General features: G+C 73.6%; 16 protein-coding genes. 7 read left to right on the forward strand and 9 right to left on the reverse strand.

Features of this window, described 5'->3' with window-relative positions:
* Positions 1-10: 10 nt before the first annotated feature.
* Complete coding sequence (locus ACFY0X_RS23400; RefSeq protein WP_387757191.1) at positions 11-1,069, reverse strand: HEAT repeat domain-containing protein; 1,059 nt, start codon at positions 1,067-1,069, stop codon at positions 11-13.
* Positions 1,048-1,824, reverse strand: coding sequence for a phosphotransferase (locus tag ACFY0X_RS23405; RefSeq protein WP_387757193.1), 777 nt, complete (start codon positions 1,822-1,824; stop codon positions 1,048-1,050). The genes ACFY0X_RS23400 and ACFY0X_RS23405 overlap by 22 nt, the downstream gene beginning before the upstream one ends.
* Positions 1,825-1,984: 160 nt before the next feature.
* Between ACFY0X_RS23405 and ACFY0X_RS23410 the strand changes: the two genes are divergently transcribed.
* Complete coding sequence (locus ACFY0X_RS23410) at positions 1,985-2,356, forward strand: hypothetical protein (protein ID WP_387757195.1); 372 nt, start codon at positions 1,985-1,987, stop codon at positions 2,354-2,356.
* 209 nt (positions 2,357-2,565) lie between these two features.
* On the opposite strand, the gene ACFY0X_RS23415 is transcribed toward ACFY0X_RS23410, so the two are convergent.
* A complete protein-coding gene (locus ACFY0X_RS23415; protein ID WP_387757196.1) occupies positions 2,566-3,171 on the reverse strand; it encodes a TetR/AcrR family transcriptional regulator in 606 nt (201 codons plus the stop codon).
* Between the two features lie 230 nt (positions 3,172-3,401).
* Here ACFY0X_RS23415 and ACFY0X_RS23420 point away from each other — a divergent pair, with 230 nt between their 5' ends.
* The gene (locus ACFY0X_RS23420; RefSeq protein ID WP_387757198.1) at positions 3,402-4,673 is read left to right on the forward strand and encodes an FAD-dependent oxidoreductase; all 1,272 of its coding nucleotides are present in this window, start codon (positions 3,402-3,404) and stop codon (positions 4,671-4,673) included.
* 57 nt (positions 4,674-4,730) lie between these two features.
* On the opposite strand, the gene ACFY0X_RS23425 is transcribed toward ACFY0X_RS23420, so the two are convergent.
* A complete protein-coding gene (locus ACFY0X_RS23425) occupies positions 4,731-5,507 on the reverse strand; it encodes a MerR family transcriptional regulator (RefSeq protein ID WP_387757200.1) in 777 nt (258 codons plus the stop codon).
* A 96-nt stretch (positions 5,508-5,603) separates the two neighbouring features.
* On the opposite strand from ACFY0X_RS23425, the gene ACFY0X_RS23430 reads away from it, so the two are divergent.
* The 3 genes from ACFY0X_RS23430 to ACFY0X_RS23440 all read left to right on the forward strand — a co-directional run bounded on the left by ACFY0X_RS23430 (position 5,604) and on the right by ACFY0X_RS23440 (position 8,359).
* Positions 5,604-6,695 (forward strand): serine hydrolase domain-containing protein, encoded by a 1,092-nt coding sequence (locus tag ACFY0X_RS23430; protein WP_387757201.1) that lies wholly within the window; start codon positions 5,604-5,606, stop codon positions 6,693-6,695.
* A 111-nt stretch (positions 6,696-6,806) separates the two neighbouring features.
* The gene (locus tag ACFY0X_RS23435; protein WP_387757202.1) at positions 6,807-7,808 is read left to right on the forward strand and encodes a helix-turn-helix domain-containing protein; all 1,002 of its coding nucleotides are present in this window, start codon (positions 6,807-6,809) and stop codon (positions 7,806-7,808) included.
* A 275-nt stretch (positions 7,809-8,083) separates the two neighbouring features.
* Positions 8,084-8,359, forward strand: coding sequence for a hypothetical protein (locus tag ACFY0X_RS23440; protein WP_387757204.1), 276 nt, complete (start codon positions 8,084-8,086; stop codon positions 8,357-8,359).
* 337 nt (positions 8,360-8,696) lie between these two features.
* Here the strand turns inward: ACFY0X_RS23440 and ACFY0X_RS23445 are convergent, their stop codons facing one another.
* The 4 genes from ACFY0X_RS23445 to ACFY0X_RS23460 all read right to left on the reverse strand — a co-directional run bounded on the left by ACFY0X_RS23445 (position 8,697) and on the right by ACFY0X_RS23460 (position 12,060).
* Positions 8,697-9,980, reverse strand: coding sequence for an MFS transporter (locus ACFY0X_RS23445; RefSeq protein ID WP_387757205.1), 1,284 nt, complete (start codon positions 9,978-9,980; stop codon positions 8,697-8,699).
* On the reverse strand, positions 9,977-10,492 hold the full coding sequence (locus tag ACFY0X_RS23450) for a hypothetical protein (protein ID WP_387757207.1): 516 nt from the start codon (positions 10,490-10,492) through the stop codon (positions 9,977-9,979). Before ACFY0X_RS23450 ends, ACFY0X_RS23445 begins: the two co-directional genes overlap by 4 nt.
* On the reverse strand, positions 10,489-11,784 hold the full coding sequence (locus tag ACFY0X_RS23455) for a hypothetical protein (protein WP_387757208.1): 1,296 nt from the start codon (positions 11,782-11,784) through the stop codon (positions 10,489-10,491). Before ACFY0X_RS23455 ends, ACFY0X_RS23450 begins: the two co-directional genes overlap by 4 nt.
* A gap of 129 nt (positions 11,785-11,913) precedes the next feature.
* Positions 11,914-12,060 carry a hypothetical protein gene (locus ACFY0X_RS23460; RefSeq protein WP_387757210.1) on the reverse strand — a complete coding sequence of 49 codons (147 nt, stop codon included), beginning with the start codon at positions 12,058-12,060 and terminating at the stop codon, positions 11,914-11,916.
* Positions 12,061-12,382: 322 nt separating this feature from the next.
* Here ACFY0X_RS23460 and ACFY0X_RS23465 point away from each other — a divergent pair, with 322 nt between their 5' ends.
* Complete coding sequence (locus tag ACFY0X_RS23465; RefSeq protein WP_387757212.1) at positions 12,383-12,850, forward strand: hypothetical protein; 468 nt, start codon at positions 12,383-12,385, stop codon at positions 12,848-12,850.
* A 14-nt stretch (positions 12,851-12,864) separates the two neighbouring features.
* On the opposite strand, the gene ACFY0X_RS23470 is transcribed toward ACFY0X_RS23465, so the two are convergent.
* Positions 12,865-13,998 (reverse strand): alkene reductase, encoded by a 1,134-nt coding sequence (locus ACFY0X_RS23470; protein ID WP_387757213.1) that lies wholly within the window; start codon positions 13,996-13,998, stop codon positions 12,865-12,867.
* Between the two features lie 159 nt (positions 13,999-14,157).
* Between ACFY0X_RS23470 and ACFY0X_RS23475 the strand changes: the two genes are divergently transcribed.
* Positions 14,158-17,466, forward strand: a complete 3,309-nt coding sequence (locus tag ACFY0X_RS23475; RefSeq protein ID WP_387757214.1) for a BTAD domain-containing putative transcriptional regulator — start codon at positions 14,158-14,160, stop codon at positions 17,464-17,466.
* Positions 17,467-17,628 lie beyond the last annotated feature (162 nt).

A 17,628-nucleotide genomic window follows, 5' to 3' on the forward strand; every position in this document is an offset into this window, starting at 1 on the left:
GCCGGGGGTGTCAGAGTGCGGCGGCGGGGCGGGCCAGGTCGGCCGCCACGAGGCCGGCCGCCCGTGCGGGGTCGCCATCGGCGCGGGTGAGCAGGGCGGCCGCCTCATAGCGGGCGTCGGGGGCCTGTCGGCTGGTCACCGTCATCTCCAGCTCGTGCACCGATGCGTAGCGCGGTGAGCTGAGCGCCGCGTCGATGTCCGGGTGCAGGCGTTCCAGTTCCAGGACGATCTTCCAGGCGTCGTCCTGGATGCGGGCCCGCCGTGCCGGGTCGCAGGCCGCCAGGGCCCGGTCGGTCTCGGCCGGGTCGAGTTGGCAGGCCGCCAGGGCCGGCAGGAGTTCGGGGACACCCAGGATCGCCGCCGCGTCCAGGGTCAGGTTGTGGGACCAGCTGTCGGTGCCCAGCAGGTGCGCGATCAGCGGCACGGCTCGGGGGTCGTGCCGTCTGGCCAGGCCGCGTGCGCCTTCCTCACGGACCTCGCCGTACTCGTCGGTGGTGCACCTCCACAGCGCGTCCCGGATGGCGGTGGTGTCCTGGTCCAGTTGGGATCCCAGCGTGAAGGCCGCCCAGTTGCGGACGTCGGGGTCCCGGTCGCGGGTGAGGCGGATCAGTGCCCGGACATCGGGCCCGTCGGGCAGTGAGCTGTGGACGGAGGCGAACTGCGAGGCGACGTGGCACCGCAGGTCGGCCTCCTCGTGGCGGGAGAGGTCGACGAGTACGGTGACGGCGCGCGCATCGTGCGTGCGGCCCAGGGCGCAGACCAGGGAAGACAACACGAGGGGCGCCGTCTCGGCTTCGGCGAGTGCCAGCAGGGCGGTCGCCGCCCCGGCGCGCAGGCGCTCGTGCTCGTCGGCCGCGGTTCCCAGCAGGTCGCAGCCCACCATCCGTTCCAGGGCGTCGGGTGATTGCAGCAGCCGCGTCCCGGCCTGCCACGCGACCTGCCCGCCGTCCCCCTCGACCGCCTGCCGGGCCAGCGTCCAGTAGGCGTGCCAGTCGTCGTCGGCCTGCGAGGCCTGCGCCACTCGCGCCGCGGCCGTCACCCGCTCCGTCAGTCCCACCGCGTCGTCCATGGTCGCATCCTGCCCGAACAGCCCGGCGCGGGGCATCCGATTTCCACGCCGGACCCGCACGTAGCCCCGACGCACCCAGGAGGCGGCCCGCAGTCGGACCCGAGGCTCGAACGCTCAGCGTGTAGGCCGGCATGATGCCGCGAGGCGCGCCCGACGGCGACGGGGTGCTGACCCAAGCCCGGGCGGGTCAGGCGTAGCGGTCGAAGAGGGCCTGCAGGCAGTCCTCGAGGCGTTGGGTCAGTACGGGGGGGTGTCAGGTCGGTGCGGCCGAGTTCGCGCCAGGGTGCGGCGACTTTCTCGGCGTCGGGGGCGAAGGCGAGGGTGTCCAGGAGTCGCCAGTACAGGTGGTCGCGGCCCTCGGAGAGGGTGCGGCCGCCGGCGGCGGTGTAGCGGTCGGTGAAAGCGTGGCCGGCCTGGGGGCCGTGGAGTAGGGCGACGGTGGTGGCGTACTGGGCGACGTCGAGGTCGGCCGGGCCCCAGGAGGTTTCCACCCAGTCGACCACGCCGGTGAGGGTGATGCCGGTGCCGGTGAACAGGACGTTGCCGGGGTGGAAGTCCCGGGGTACGGCGACGCGTTCGGGGGCTGTCCACGCCTGCCAGGTGCGCGGCCGGTGGCTGTCGTCGACGTGCAGGGCGTGCACGGCGGGCAGTTGTGCGGCGAGCAGGTCGGCACGGGCGGCGGTGTCGTCGTCCTGGTCCGGGCGCACGCTGCCGGGCAGGTGGTGGGTCATCAGCAGCGACGGGTGCTCGCACACCGACCCTTGGGCATCCACGGCGACGAGTCGGTTGATGAGGCTTTCTGGGTCTGGCCAGTGTTGCTCCGGCTCCTCAGTTCTTCGACCTGTGAACGGTCTGGGGAGTGGGGTGCGCGGGGTGGGCCTTTTCTGCGGATCGCATCGGCGAGACCATGGCTTGATGGAGATGAAAGAGCCGCTGGAGGCTGCTTGGGACTTCGAGCTGGCCTGTTCGACAGGGATCGACAAGGCCTGTGGTCGCGGTGAGCACGTGGGCTTGGTCGCTCTGGTCTCGGCGGCTCGGGGTGGTGGGCTCACGCGCTTCTATCCGTTCACCAGCATGGGCCGACTTTGCTTCAGCACGGGGCCGCGGTGGTGGATGGGGGACGGGGAGCCGGTGCCGGCGTTCGTGACGGTGGACCCGGCGGGCGGCTATGTCGTCTGGCGCGGAAGTCCCTATGTCCATCCGGCCGAGGAGGTGCTGGAGACTCATGCGGCCGTCGAAGCCGTCGCTGAGCTCGAACGCCTGCTGGGACCGCAGGACTTCACCTGACGACGGCTGCAGCGTCGAGAGGGGAGCCCGCGCGCTGCGGGCTCCCCTCTCGAAGGCTGACGGGTCAGACCCGGCGGAGTGGGACGACGTCGCCGGTCGGCTGCGGGATGGTCGGACGGGCCGGCTTCTGGGGTGGCCGGCAGAGCGACGATGGTGAGCAGGCCGTCGAGGAGCAGCCGCTGGCACCGTGATGCGGCATCCGGTCGTGGTCATCCTTCCTGGCCGGGGCGGTCTTCCTGTCGCGCCAGGGGGGTGGTGGCCCAGCCGTGTTCCAGCAGGGCGAACAGGTCGCGCATGGCCTGGGCCGGGTCGTCGCTCGTGCGGGCGATGCCGGGGGCTTCCAGGGTGAAGCGTGCCAGACCGGTGATGGCGGGGGCATCCGGGGCGAGTCCGGTGGCCTCGGCGAGGGCGGCTGCCAGTGTCCTCTCGTGGCGCGACCACATGCGCCGGGCGTAGTCCCGCAGGGCGGGCGTGGATTCGATGAGGACGAAAGTGGGGTCGTCGGTGCGCACCCTGGTGCGGTTGTGCACCATGTGGTCGCGCAGGGCGTGGAGCACGGTCTGTCCGGGGGCCCGGTCGTGAACGGCGGCGACCAGGGCGCTCTCGATGTCCGCGTCCAGATCGAAGACGAGGGCTTCCTTGCTGGGGAAGTGCTTGAAGAGGGTGCTCAGTGAGACGTCGGCCGCCTCCGCCACCTCGCGCACGCCGACGTTGTCGAAACCGCGCTCGGTGAACAACCGCACTGCGGCGTCCGTCAGAGCCTGCCTGGTCTGAGCCTTCTTGCGCTCGCGGCGTCCTGTTGTCGTCCCGGCCATGCCCCCACCCTACCCGCCTGAGCACACCCGATCACAAAGAGGATCGGATAGAAAGTCGGAGCAGTTGTACTTTTGTATCTGCTGTGCTTCTGTGGTCGGGTACGCCTGACCGGCACCACAGCTGCCAGAACCAGTCGGAGTCCGCGCACCGGACCGGTCTGCCGCGTCCGGAAGGGCGTCACCACGAGACGCCGGCCCCCTCCTCAACCATTCGACGGAGCGTGACCCCTATGTCCACGACATCCACCACCTCTCGCATAGCGATCAGCGGCGCCGGCCTGGGCGGCCTCGTCTGCGCGCGCGTGCTGCAGCAGCACGGCGTGCCGGTCACGGTCTTCGAGCGTGAGAGCGACCCCCGCTCCCGCTCGCAGGGTGGCACCCTCGACATCCATGAAGACACCGGCCAGGTCGCCCTACGAGCAGCCGGGCTGTTCGACCGGTTCCTCGCCCTGTCCCGGCCCGAAAGCCAGGAGTGGCGCCTGTACGACCGCCACGCGACCCTGATCCGCCACGACCAGGCCGGCGAGGACGATCTGAGCAGGCCCGAGATCGACCGCGGCCGGCTGCGCTCCCTCCTGCTGGACTCCCTCATCCCCGGCACGGTCCGCTGGGACCATCCCGTAAGGGCCGTCACCCCGCTACCCGACGGCACCGTACGCCTGCACCACCGCAGCCCCACCGCCGAGGGCTTCGACGACTTCGACGACTTCGACCTGGTCATCGGCGCCGACGGTGCCTGGTCCCGGGTACGCCCCGCGCTCTCCGGCGCCCAGCCCTCCTACGCGGGCGTCACGATGGTGGAAACCCACTTCAACGACGTCGACCACCGCCACCCCCGCATCGCCGGCCTGGTCGGCCGCGGCACCATGGCGGCCAAGGCGGGCCGCCGAAGCCTGGTGCTGCAACGCAACAGCGACGGGCACGTCCGCGCCTACATCACCTTCCGCGGCCCCCAGGACTGGCACGCCGGCCTCGACCTCGCCGACACCGAAGCCGTACGCGCCCGACTCCTCGCCCAGTACCAGGGCTGGCACGAGAGCCTGCTGGACATCCTGCGCGACAACGAGGGCGGGTTCACCGACCGCCCCATGTTCGTCCTTCCCGTTCCCCACTCCTGGCAGCGCGTCCCCGGCATCACCCTGCTCGGCGACGCCGCCCATCTGATGCCGCCCGCCGGCGTCGGAGCCAACCTCGCCCTGCTCGACGGCGCCGAACTCGCCCAGGCCGTCATCGGCCACCCCACCATCGACCAGGCCCTCGACGCCTACGAAAGCACCATGCTGCCCCGCGCCATCGACAACGCGAAGACCGCCCAGCAGATGCTCACCACCCTCCTGCCCGACACCGACACCGACGACGCGGCCTTCCCCGACACCCTCTGGCCGGCCGACACCCTCCCCGACCCGCACCCCGCGCACCCGAGCGGCCAGGAGCGGGACGGCACGGGGCGTCAGCCACGAGGCGGCCCCCACGCCGATTCGAGGCGCCGGCACGCTCGTTGAGCAGCTCGTCTCCTACCGCACCTGGTGCGAACCGGCGATCAAGTGCGCAGCAGTCCGTCACTGACGCGGGATATCAATGCCCGCCGCACGCAGGTGGCCCTCGACCAGCCCGTTCAGCCGGGCGATGGACGGTGCCTCGTCCTCCCGGTGGTGGTTGACCACGCCGTACCGGGAGTCCGCGTCGGGCCCGTGCGGTCGCTTGGCCGGCAGCGTCAGCAGCGCGCGGACGCCCAGCAGGTTGGCGGCCACCGCTGAGGCCAGCTCCTCGATCCGCGGGTCGTCGGGATCCCAGGACCTCGCCTCCCAGCCGCGCTTGGTCAACTCGACGAACTCGGGGTCGTCGAGCCGGTGTTCGAGGTTGGCCAGGAAGACCTCGAAGACCTCGGGAGTCAGCGCCCGCGACAGCACCAGGGCCTCCCGCTGGGTGGTGACGTAGTCGGGGCTGAAGTCGAGCTCGGCGAGTCGCTCCAGGACCGCGCAGGCCCGGTCGGGCAGCAGGGCGCGGTCACCGTGGGCGAGCCGGTGCAGGGTGTCGCGGCGGGCGGTCAGCTCCTCGATCTGTTCGGTGAGCCGGCGGCGGACGTCGTCCAGGGCGGTGGCGAACCGCTCGGGCTCGGCGTCGAGCAGCTCGCCGATCTCGGCCAGCGGCACGCCCGCCCCGGCCAGGGCCCGGACCTGGACAAGGCGCAGCAGGTCGGCCGAACCGTAGCGCCGGTAGCCGGAATGGTCCCGTTCCGGTTCGGCGACCAGACCGAGCCGGTGGTAGTGCCGCACCGTCTTGACGGTGATGCCGACGAAAGCCGCCGCCTGACCGATCGTGAGCCCGTCTGCCATGGGGCGAGCCTAGCGCTCATCTGTCGCCTTGACCTTGACCTTGGGTCAGGGTGCACGCTCAACTCACACCCGCCGACGCGAGATGAGGAATCACCCATGAGTGAGCAGAACACCGCCGCGCAGGACCGCCCCGAGCTGCGGAAGGCCATGCAGGAGATCGTCGACGCCGGTTTCTCCGGCGTGCAGCTGCGCGTCAACGACGAACTCGGCGAGTGGGTCGGCAGCGCCGGGGTGAGCGAGCTGGGCCGGACCGCGAAGCCGCCGACCGACGGGCACTTCCGGATCGGCAGCGCCACCAAGACCTTCGTCGCGACCGTCGTCCTGCAGCTGGTGGCCGAGGGCCGGCTCGGTCTCGAGGACCTGGTGGCCGACCACTTGCCCGAGTTCCGGCTCGACCGGCGGATCACGGTACGGATGCTCCTGCAGCACACCAGCGGGCTGTTCAACTTCACCGGCGAGTTCTCCGAGGACGGGTCGGTCGAACCCGGTGTGGTCGCCGGATGGGGCAAGGAGTGGGTGGACCTGCAGCACGCGACCTACCGGCCGGAGGAGCTGGTGCGGGGGGCGTTGGAGAAGCCGGCGCGGTTCGAGCCGGGGACGGCCTGGAGCTACTCCAACACCAACTACGTCCTGGCCAGGCTGCTGATCGAGCAGGTCACCGGCCGCTCGCTGCCCGAGGAGACGCACCGGCTGATCCTGGGCCCGCTCGGGCTGACGGGCACCCTACTGCCGGAGACCCGGGAGGACATCCCCGAGCCGCACGCCCACGGTTACTTCGGCTACGACGACGCCGGACAGTGGAAGGTGGTCGACACCACCCGCTTCAACCCCTCCTGGGTATCCGCCGCCGGCGACATGATCTCGACCAGCCGGGACCTCCACACGTTCTTCTCCGCGCTGAACAGCGGCAAGCTCATCCCGGCCGGGCTTCTGGCCGAGATGCGCGTCGCGGACCCCACGATGGGTTACGGCCTGGGGGTGTTCGTGGAGGAGCTGGACGGCGGCGGCACCGTCCTCCACCACAACGGAGGGTTCTGGGGCTGGGGCGCACTGATGTACAGCACGCCCGACGGCACCAGGACCCTGACCGGCTCGCTGACCTCCGGGGACGTCGAAACGGACCTGCCCACCATGGCCGGGACGTTCGAGAAGGTGAAGCGGACACTGGTCAAGGCGGTGTTCGCCTAGCCAGTACTCCAGGACGTACCCGCGGCACATGTGACCGAAGTGCTGCTCGACGGTATGTACCTGTCCATGCCACGTTCGAAGCCGCAGGGGGAACGGGCTACGGAGGCTGGGATGCTGGTGACGGAGTTCAGCACGGAGGTCGTGGCGGCGCCGGAGCGGTTCGCGCTCTGGGAGGCCACGACAGCGCGGTCGCACATGTCCAACAGGCTGCGCAGCGACCACCAGGACGACTTCCGTGCCAGGATGCGCGCCGTGGACCTGGGTGAGCTGCAGGTGTCCGCGCTGGTGTTCCCGCACCTGGAGATAGCTCGGACGGCGAAGCTGATCCGGCAGTCCGATCCGGAGGTCTACCTGCTCAACTACTTCCTCCATGCGGAGGGGGCGCTCTCCGAGGCCGGGGGCGACGCGGCGATTCGGCCCGGTGACCTCATGGTGATGGACAGCAGTCGTCCCTACAGCGGTGTTGTCCGCACCGTGCCGGGCGACTGGTCGCACCTGACGGTGCAGTTCCCCCGCAGGTTGCTGCCCCTGCCGGAGAAGACGGTGCGGAGCCTGCTCTCGGTCCCGATCAGCGGGCACCGCGGCATGGGCGGGGTGTTCAGCCGCTGGCTGACGGACATCAACGCCCGCGCGGGCGAATTCGCCCCGGCCGACCTCCCCACCCTGGCCTCGGTCACCCTGGACCTCCTGGCGTCCGTCCTCGCCGGCTGCCTGGAAGCTGACGAGGCGCTGAGCCCCGAGGCCCGCCGGAGCGCCCTGCGGGCCCGGATCAACGCGTTCGTCGAGCAGCACCTCTCCGATCCGGCCCTGACCCCCCGGGCGATCGCGGACGCTCACCACATCTCCTTGCGCCATCTCCAGCAGTTGCTCGCCGAGGACGACACGCCACCGGCGGCCTGGATACGCCACCGCCGCCTGGAACGCTGCCGCCTCGACCTCGCCAACCCCCGCCTGAAGGCCCGCCCCATCCAGGCCATCGCCGAACGGTGGGGCTTCACCAACCCGACGCACTTCAGCCGCCTGTTCCGGGCCACCTACGGGATACCGCCGCGGGACTACCGGAACCTGCCGCCCAAGGCGTGCGCGAATCGGCAATGGCCCTGCGCGGAATGACATGGCCTGGTGCCATCGCCCTCGACATCCTGAATGCGGAACACCGGAACAGCCCTCAGCCACGACGGCCTCGCGCAAGCGGCCAGGCCGTCGGCGCGGGACACCGAACGCGTCTGCCGCCCAGCAGCAACGGGCCGAGGGACCGAACGGATCCCGCTCGCTCGGACAAGGCTTCCCGGACGCCGAGCGCGTCCACCCGGGCGCTGCGGATCATCCCTGGCCGGACAGCGGTCGGGGAGACCACCGACATCGACCATTCCGCACGGAGGAGAAGAATGCGTACTCGACTCGCTCTCACCGGAGCCACCGTCGCCGCCGCACTGCTCATCGGCGGCACCGCCGCCACCGCCGCGCAAGCGGTCCCCGCGTCTGCCCGGACCAGCACGGCGTCGCCGGTCGTGGCGGGGACCCTCTCGTACATCGACGCCGGTACCTACAGGACCAAGTCGGCGTGCGAGGCGGACGGGCGTGCCTCCGTCTACTCCGACTGGTACTGCAAGCCGAGCACCACCACCACCAACTGGCACCTCATGGTGAACCCGAACTCGTAGGCGCCGGCGGCCCGGGCGTCCGGCCGGGGCCGGCAGTCCGGCCCCGGCCACCCGGCCACCCGTCCGGCCTTCCGGACATCGCCGTTGCCGCTGGAACCGGTGCGGTCGGCGCCCGGACGATCCTCTCCGGGCGCCGACCGCGTCCACCCGGGCGCTGCGCTGTCACCGTGAACGGAACCGGTGAGGTGCCCCGGCGGGGCCGGACCTCGCCACAGCAGGGCCGGTGTCGAAGACGTGCTGCTGGTCGACTCCGGGACGGGCCCGCGGACCGCCGCCGCCCGGTGCCGCGGTCCGTCGAGGGGGCGGACCGCGGCACCGCCGCCGTTTCACCGCCGTTTCAGCGCCGCTCTCCGGCGGGCACGGGACGGGCGGCGCGCACCGCCGGGAGCGCGACGAGCAGCGCCACCAGGGCGCAGCCGAAGGCCAGCGTTTCGTAGCCGCCGGCAGCCACCACCGGGCCGGAGAGCAGACCGCCGGTGCAGCCCGCGACCGACAGTCCGACATCGGCCAGGCCCTGGGTCGCGGCGCCCCGGGAGGGCGGCGCGGCGGCGGTGACCACGGCCGTGCCGCCGACCAGGCCCAGGTTCCAGCCCACGCCGGCCAGCAGCAGGGCCGCAGCCAGGACCGGCACCGAGTCCGCCGGCGCCAGGCCGGCCAGCAGGGCGGCCGCGCCGAGCGTGACGCCGGAGGCGGCGGCCACCGGGAGCGCTCCCCAGCGGTCGACGAGCAGGCCGCTGAGCGGGGAGGGCAGGAACATCGCGCCGATGTGCAGCGAGACGACCAGGCCGATCACACCGGTGCCGTGGCCGTTGGCGGCCAGGTGGACCGGGACCATGGTCATCAGGGCGACCTTCGGCAGCTGGGCCAGCACCATGATCCACAGGCCGGTGGCCACGCCGGGGACCCGCGAGCGGTCCGACGGCTTCGCCGCTTCGGCCGCTTCGGCGGGTTCCGCCGGCGCCGGTGGGGGCGTCGCGGCCCGGGCCGACCGCAGCGGATCGGGCCGCAGCAGCGCCCCGATCACGACGGCCGCCACCGCGTACCCGACGGCGGCCAGCAGGAACGGCGCGGCCGTCCGGGGCACGCCCCAGTCCTCGGCCGGCCCGCCGACGAGCGCCACCAGGTTGGGCCCGGCCACGGCGCCGAACGTCGAGGCGAGCAGCACCCGGCTGACGGCCCGGCCGCGCCGCTCCGGGGCGGCCAGATCGGCGCCCGCGTACCGGGCGAGCAGGTTGGTGGCGGTGCCGGCGCCGTAGACCAGCAGCGCGGGCAGCAGCAGCGCGACCTGGTCGGTGACCACCGCGATCACCACGCCCACGCTGCCCAGGGCGCCGACCGCGTACCCGAGGCCGAGCCCCGGGCGGCGTCCCCAGGCCTGGCAGAGCCGGCCGATGCCCAGGGCGCCGAGCATCGACCCGCCGGTGAACAGGGCGGTGGGCAGGCCGGCCAGTCCGGTCGAGCCGAGCATCTCCTCGGCGATCAGCGCCCCCACCACGACGCCCGCGGTCAGCCCGACGCCGCTGACCAGCTGGGAGACGACCAGAACGGCCAGCACCCGGCGCTGCGCCGGGTGTTCGGGCGGATGCCGGGCCTCCTCGGCGACCTGCGGGGAGACCGTCACGCCGCCACCGTCGGGCTCAGTGCCGAGATCTCCTCCAGCGACATCCCCAGCTCCTCGTGGAGGTAGCGGACGATGGTCCAGTGCGCCAGCGCACCCTCGTCGAAGGGCCCGAACTCCTGGCAGTAGAGCGGGATCCAGCGCAGCGCCTGCTCGGCGGCGGCCTCCCGGCCGGGCTCCTCCTGGTACGCCTCGTACGGGATGCCCCGGTGGTGGACGAAGTAGCGGCCCGGCAGGCGTTCCTCGCACAGGGCCCGGTACTCGCGGGTCTGCAGGATGAGGTAGTGCCAGATCTCGTCGATGTCCTGCTCGACCGGCAGGAAGAGGCCGGCGAGCTCCTCGCGGTGGCGGGAGACCAGGTAGAGGTAGCGCAGGCACTCGGTGACCTGCCGTTCGGCGTCGGCGGGTGCGGCGCCGGTGCGCGCGACGGTGTACGCCACCACCTCGGCGTGCAGGTCCTCGCCGAGCAGGGCGGCGAGCTCGTCGGCGGTGACGCGGGGTCGGTCGGCGGTCATCGGGCGTCTCCGTGGCTGTTCCCGGTGGCCGGGGCGGTGGCCGGGGCGGTGGTCGGCGTGGCGGCGAGCCAGGCGTACTTGCCCGAGGCGCCGATCGACAGGTGCTCGTGGTGCTCGACCCGGCACGGCCGTCCGATCAGCCGGCCGGCCTCGCGGGCCGTCGCGTCCGCCTCGGCGGCCGTCAACGGGGCGCCGTCGAAGGTGGTGCAGCGCAACACGGCCTCGTCCCCGGGGCCCGTGACGTCCAGCCGGTGGAGGAAGGTCCGGGGCGTGACCGCGCCGACCACCTCGTCGAGGTCCCCCTGGGCGACCGGGCCGTCGGGGGTGTCGAGCAGTTCCTTCTCCCGGCCGCAGAACCGGGCGATGCGGCCGGGGTCCGCGCTGCCGTCCAGCGTGCGGACGCAGTCCCCGGAGCGGTAGCGGACCAGCGGCATCCAGGGGTTCCGCACGCTGGTGACGATCAGGGTGTGGATCCCGCTCCCCGGGGCGACGGGCAGGAGCTCGACGCTCATCCCGTCGAGGTATGGCCGGTACCGGCCGCTGCGGTCGCTGTAGTAGAGGTAGCCGAGTTCGGTGCTGCCGAACAGGTCGACGATCGGGCAGTCGAAGTGCTCGCGCAGGTACCGGGCGACGTTCACGGGGGTGTACTCGTAGGCGTGCACGATGCCGGCCGGCTGCGGGAAGTCCGCCCACAGGCCCCAGGCCCTGGCCTTGCGCACCAGGTGCGCGAGGTGGGAGGAGGAGCAGTCGAGGTGGTACCGGCCGCGCGGGTGGGCCCGGGCGGCCTCCCGGATCTCCGCGAGCATGCGCTCGACGTCGGCCCGTTGCCAGTGGTCGGGGTCGAGGCGGAGGTTGAGGTAGCAGGTGCGTTCGTCCAACCACCGTTCCGCCAGGGCCGGTCGGGAGTCCGGCTCGCCGCCCCGCTTGCGGGCGTTGACCCGTGCCACGTGCTCGGTGGCCAGGACGGTGGTCAGCGAGACCCGCTTGCAGCCCTCGGCCCACGTGTCGGCGATGTCGGGGTGCTCGCTCCACAGCCGGTAGTAGGACTTCAGCAGGAAGTACGGTGGCCGGATGAGCTGCATGCGGGCGTGGTTGGTGCCCGTGGACAGCACGAACTCGGCCTCGCCCGACGCGAGGGCCTCGGCGAGGCCGGGCGTCATCCAGTTGTCCGGAAAGCCGCGGGCGATCTCGGACTTCTCCAGCACGGGGAAGTGTCCCCGCTCGATCGAGGCGCGGTAGAGGGGGATGTCCTTGATCCGGTCGACCACGTCGGCGGTCGGCTGGCCGTTCATGTCACCTCCGGTCGGTGGGGTCACCTGGGCTCGTGGGCCCGGGGCCGCTCCGACCCGGGGCCCGGGGGCCCGGGCCGGCCGAAGCGGCCGGCCCGGACCCTGTCGGCACTGCCGGTGCGTCGGGCTGGGTCAGGAGATACAGCCGGACTTCGCCACGCTGATGCATCCGGACTTGGCGACGCTGATGCAGCCGTCCTTGGCGCCGCCGGCCGAGTTGACGGCGACCCAGCGCTTCCACTTGTCGTCCTGGGTCATCCGCTTGATGAGCTGCTCCATCGGACCTCCTCGGGTGTGCCGGTCATCCGACGGCGCGGGTCGGCGCCGCCACGGCGACAGTAAAGTGATGGTCAAGAAAGTGTCAATGACGGGTCATCAGTCTCGGCCACGAGCGATCTGACGCGAAGTCAGTTTTGGCCGAACGTCGCCGACCGAGGAGGTGCCCCGTGGCCACCGCTGAGACTCCCTTCTGCCCCGCCCGGCGGGCCGAGCGCAGCTGCCACCACCGACTGGCTGACGCTCGTACAATCGCGCGGAGGGCGAAGCGCCAGGCCGAGGTCCCGGTACCGGGCGTGAGGGAGGGGTCGGGATGTTCGGCAGGATGTTCGGCAGGGCGTTCGGCAGGCTGTTCGGTTCGGGTGAGAAGCCCGAGGATCTGGTGGCACGGCTCAGGCCCGACCTGAGTCGGGAGTCGCTCGGCGTCGGGCCCGACTTCCCGGGCGTCGCCCCGAACCCGCTCCTGAGCGGTGACGCACGGAAGCGCAATGCGGAACTGCGTACGGGGGAGCTCGCGCTCGGCGTTCTCGTCGACTGGCGGGAGGTCGGCAGCGACGGCAGTCCACGCGTGGTGCTGATGTTCGACGTGGAGACCGCCGACGGCATCTCGTTCCGCGGCATCGCGGACGAAGACCTCACGATCACCGAGCTCACCCGACTCGCCCCAGGACAGACGTTGCCCGTGCGCTACCGGCCGGCCGTCATGGACCACTACGTCGCCCTTGCCCGGGACGCGGACCCCGCCCACGTGCGGCGGCTCTCCGAGGAGATCGCGAGCCGCCGGCGGACCTGACAGACCTGACACTGTCAGTCGAGGGTGGGGTAGTCGGTGTAGCCGGTCTCGCCGCCGACGTACATCAGGTGGGCGTCGCGGATGGGGTTGAGGGGTGCGCCGGTGCGCAGGCGGGTGACCAGGTCGGGGTTGGCCAGGAAGGAGCGGCCGAGGGAGATCAGGTCGGCGCCGGCGGCCAGCAGGTGTTCGGCGGCGGCGCGGCCGCCGTCGGCGGGCAGGGGGCCGGGCCAGGGCAGCGCCGGGTTCGCGATCAGCGTGCCGGACCAGGCCTGGCGCAGGGTGCGGAAGAGGGGCTGGTCGGGGTCGGCGAAGACGACGTGGAGGTAGGCCGGGCGCAGGCCGTCGAGTTCGCGCAGGAGCGCGGGGTAGACCTCGTCGACGTCGTCCTCCGTCATGGCGTTGGCGGTGACGCCGGGGGCGATGCGGATCCCGACGCGTTCGGCGCCGATGGCCTCGGCGACCGCTCGGACCACCTCGACGGTCAGGCGGATGCGGTTGGCGACCGACCCGCCGTAGCCGTCGGTGCGGTGGTTGGTGTGGCGGGAGAGGAACTGGTGGAGCAGGTACCCGTTCGCGGCGTGGACCTCGACCCCGGCGAAGCCCGCGTCCACCGCCCGGCGCGCGGCGGCGGCGAAGTCGGCCACGGTGGCGTGGATCTCCTGCTCGGTCATCTCGCGCGGCACGACGTTCTCGCGGTGCCCGGACGGGGTGACGATGGTGCCGGGCAGCGGTACCGGCGACGGGGCGAGCGGGTGGTGCCCACTGGTCTCGGGGTGCCCGACCCGGCCGCCGTGCTGCAGTTGGAGGAACATCTGCCCGCCCGCGGCCCGGACGGCGTCGGTGACGCGGCGCCACCCGGCCACGTGCGACTCGTCGTGGATCGCCGGTATGTCGGGGTAGGTGGCGCCGACCGCGTTCGGCGTCGTGGCCTCCGCGATGATCAGTCCGGCCGAGGCGCGCTGGGCGTAGTAGGTGGCCATGATCGGTTCCGGTACGCCGGTGGCGCTCGCGCGGTTGCGCGTCATCGGGGCCATCACCAGGCGGTTGGCGAGCCGCAGGGCGCCGAGGCGGGCGGGCTGGAACAGCGGGGACTCCGGGCCGGCGGTCTCGGTGTCCGTGCCCGCCGGAACCAGGGTGTTCGTGCTCATGGTGGTGCTCCATCGTCTTCCGTGGTGGTGCCGGCCGGTTCCTCCGGCCCGCTGAGATGACCTTCCCGCAGCCCGCTTCGGCTCTGCTGATGCTCCGCTGACGGTCCGGCAGCAGCCCGGGCCGACCAGCTGATGATCATCCTGTGTAGGCTGTGCCCCATGAGGTTCGGGGTGCTCGGCCCGCTGGAGGTGTGGGGCGACGACGACGCGCCCGTGCGGGTGCCCGAGACCAAGGTGCGGGCCCTGCTGGCCGATCTGCTGGTGCACGAGGGCCGACCGGTGTCACCCGACCGCCTCGTCGACGACATCTGGGGGGACGGTGCGCCCGCCAACCCCGCCAACGCGCTCCAGGCCAAGGTCTCCCAGCTGCGCCGGGCGATCGGCCGGGACCGGGTGACCCACCACCCCGCCGGGTACCGGCTCCGACTCGACGACCACGCCGCCCAGGTCGACGCGGCCCGCTTCCGGGAACTGGCCGTACGGGCCCGGAGCGAGACCGACGCGCGCGCCCGGGCCGCCGCGCTCGCCCAGGCGCTCGACCTGTGGCGTGGACGCCCGTACGCCGACTTCGCCGACGAGGAGTTCGTCCGCCCGGCCGCCCAGCGCCTGGCCGAGGAACGGCTCGCGGTCGTCGAGGAACTGGCGGAGGCCCGCCTCGAGTTCGGCGATCCGCTGCTGCTCGGCGAGGTGGCCGAGCTGGTGGACCGCCATCCCCTGCGCGAGCGGCTGCGCGCCGTGCAGATGCGGGCCCTGTACCGCGCCGGTCGGCAGGGCGAGGCGGTCGCCGCGTACGGCGGACTGCGGGCGCTGCTGGTCGACGAGCTGGGCCTGGACCCGAGCCCCGAACTGACGGCCCTGCACGAGGCGATCCTGCGGCAGGACACAGCCCTGCTGCCCGCCGCCGTGCCGGAAAACCGGCCGGCTCCGGCCCGCTCGCCCGTCGGTCCGCCGGCCGCGGTGGCCGTCGGTGACCGGTCCGCCGACGGGTTCCCCCGCCCGGACCTGCCGGCCCCGCGCACCACGCTCGTGGGACGCGGCGCGGCGCTGGACGACCTCGCCCGTCTGGTCCGCGCCGAGCGCCTGGTCACGCTGACCGGCCCCGGGGGAGTGGGCAAGACCCGGCTCGCGCTGGCCCTCGCGCACCGCCTCGCGGACGGCTCCGAGGGCGGCGCGCCGGACGGGGTGCGGCTCGTCGAGCTCGCGGCCCTGCCCGCCGACGCCGCCGACCTCGCCCAGGCGGTGGCCGCCGCGTTCGGCATCCGCCAGACCGTCGGGCCGGCCGTGCCCCCGGCCGCCCCCTTCCCCGCGCTGGCCGCCGCCCTGCGCGAACGGCGGGCCCTGCTCGTCCTCGACAACTGCGAGCACGTGATCGAGCCGGCCGCCGACCTCGTCGCGGCCCTGCTGGACACCGTGCCGGAGCTGCGCGTCCTGGCCACCAGTCGGGAGTCGCTGCGGCTGCCCGGGGAGGCGGTGTTCCCCGTCGCCCCGCTCGACCCGGTCGCCGCGGCGCGGCTGTTCGCCGAACGGGCCGCCGCGGCCGCGCCCGGGTTCGCCCTTCCGGCCGCGGCGGCCGGGGACGTCGGGGAGGCCGGGGCGGACGACGGGACGCGGGCCGCCGTCGCGGAGATCTGCCGGCGCCTGGACGGCATCCCGCTCGCCCTGGAGCTCGCGGCCACCCGGGTGCGGGTGATGGGCGTGCGGGAACTGGCGGCCCGCCTCGGCGACCGGTTCCGGGTGCTCGGCTCCGGGCAGCGCGGCCTCCCGGCCCGGCAGCAGACCCTGCGCGCGGTGATCGACTGGAGCTGGGACCTGCTCACCCCGCCCGAGCAGGCCGTCCTGCGGCGGCTGGCAGTCCCCGTCGGCGGCTGCCCGCTGCCGGCGGCCGAGGCGGTGTGCGGGGGAGACGGCATCCCCGGCGACGAGGTCCTCGACCTGGTCGGCCGCCTGGTCGACCGCTCGCTTGTCGAGGCCGCGCACACCGGGGACGGCCCGCGCTACCACCTGCTCGAATCCGTCGCCGCCTACGCCCGCGACCGGCTCCACGAGGCGGGGGAGGCCGCGGCCACCGCGGCCCGCCACGCCGGGTACTTCCGCGAGCTGGCCGAACGGGCCGAAGCCCGGCTGCGCGGGCCGGACCAACGGCACCTACTCGCCCTCCTGGACGCCGAGTCCGCCAACCTCCGCGCCGCGCTCGACCACCTCCTGCGCACCGGCGACCAGGACGGCGCGGCCCGTACGGCCGCCGCGCTGTGCCCCTGGTGGCTGCTGCGCGGGCGCCTCCACGAGGCCAGGCGCGCCCTGGCCGCCGTACTGGAGGCCATCGGCCGCGCTCCGGCCGACACAGCCGGCCCGGCATCCGGATCCGCCGCCGTCGCGGCCTCGACGGCCGCCGAACTCCACCTCCTGCACGGCGCGTTCGCCATGCTCACCGGCCACCGGCCGCCCGAGCGGGACTGCCCCGAGGCGGACATCGCCGACCCCGTCCGGCGCGGTCGGGCGCTGTGGCTGTTCGCCTACGGCCTCCACCACGCGGGCGACCCGGCCGCGGCGCACGCCGTCGGCACCCGGGCCCTGGACCACTGCGCCGCCGCGGGCGACCGTTGGGGCACCGCCGCGGCGCACGCCCTGCTGGCCCGGACCGCACTGGCCGCCGGCGATCTGGCGGGGGCCCGCCGCGACGGCCGCACCGCCGCCGCGGAGTTCCACGAACTCGGCGACGGGTGGGGCGAGTTGCAGACCGTGCCGACCCTCGCCGCGCTCGCCGAGATCGAGGGTGACTACGCCGACGCCGAGTCCCGCCACAGCGTCGGGCTGCGCCTCGCCGAGCAACTCGGCCTGGCCGTGGAGGCCTCCGCCTGCCTCGCGGGCCTGGGTCGCCTCGCGCTCCTCACCGGCGACTGGGAGCGGGCCCGGCTGCTCCACGAGCGGGCCCGCCGCGCGGCCGCCGAGCAGGGCCACCTCTTCGGCGAGGTCTTCGCCGTGATGGGCCTCGCCCTCGGGGCGCGTCGGGCCGGTGACCTCGACGCCGCGGAACGCCACCTCCGGGCGATGCGCGACGACTACCCGTCGTCGACCGCGGGAAAGCACCTGGTCGAGGTGGAACTCGGCTTCGTCGCCGAACTGCGCGGCCTGCCCGCGCAGGCCGCCGCCCATCAGGCCCGCGGCCTGGCCCACGCCCGGGAACTGGCCGAGCCGCGCGCCCTCGCCCTCTCGCTGGAGGGCGCCGCCGGCGCGGCCGCGGCCACCGGCGAAACCTCGGGGCTCACCCGTGCCGCGCTGCTCCTCGGGGCCGCCGACGCCGCCCGCCGGGGCGCCGGTGCCCCGCTCCCGCCCGGCGAGCGCGCGGACGTGGAGCGGGTCGCCTCCGTGGTCCGCGCGGCCCTCGGCGCGGACGGTTTCGCCGCCGCCTTCGAGCAGGGCGCGTCCCTCCCGCTCCCGGCCGCCGTCCGCGCGGCGACCGGTTCCTGACCCGGGGAAGGTTGCGGGGCCGCACGCCGGCGGGTGTCCGGGCGGATCGGTCGGGTCCATCGAACCGGGCCGGTCGGGCGCGCCGCTCCGGTCCGACGGTCGGGACCATCAGGCCGGCCGGGACGGTCGACGGCCGGATCCTGTACGGACAACTCGAGGCGT

It is taken from the genome of Kitasatospora sp. NPDC001547 (assembly GCF_042894165.1).
Classification (GTDB): Bacteria; Actinomycetota; Actinomycetes; order Streptomycetales; family Streptomycetaceae; genus Kitasatospora.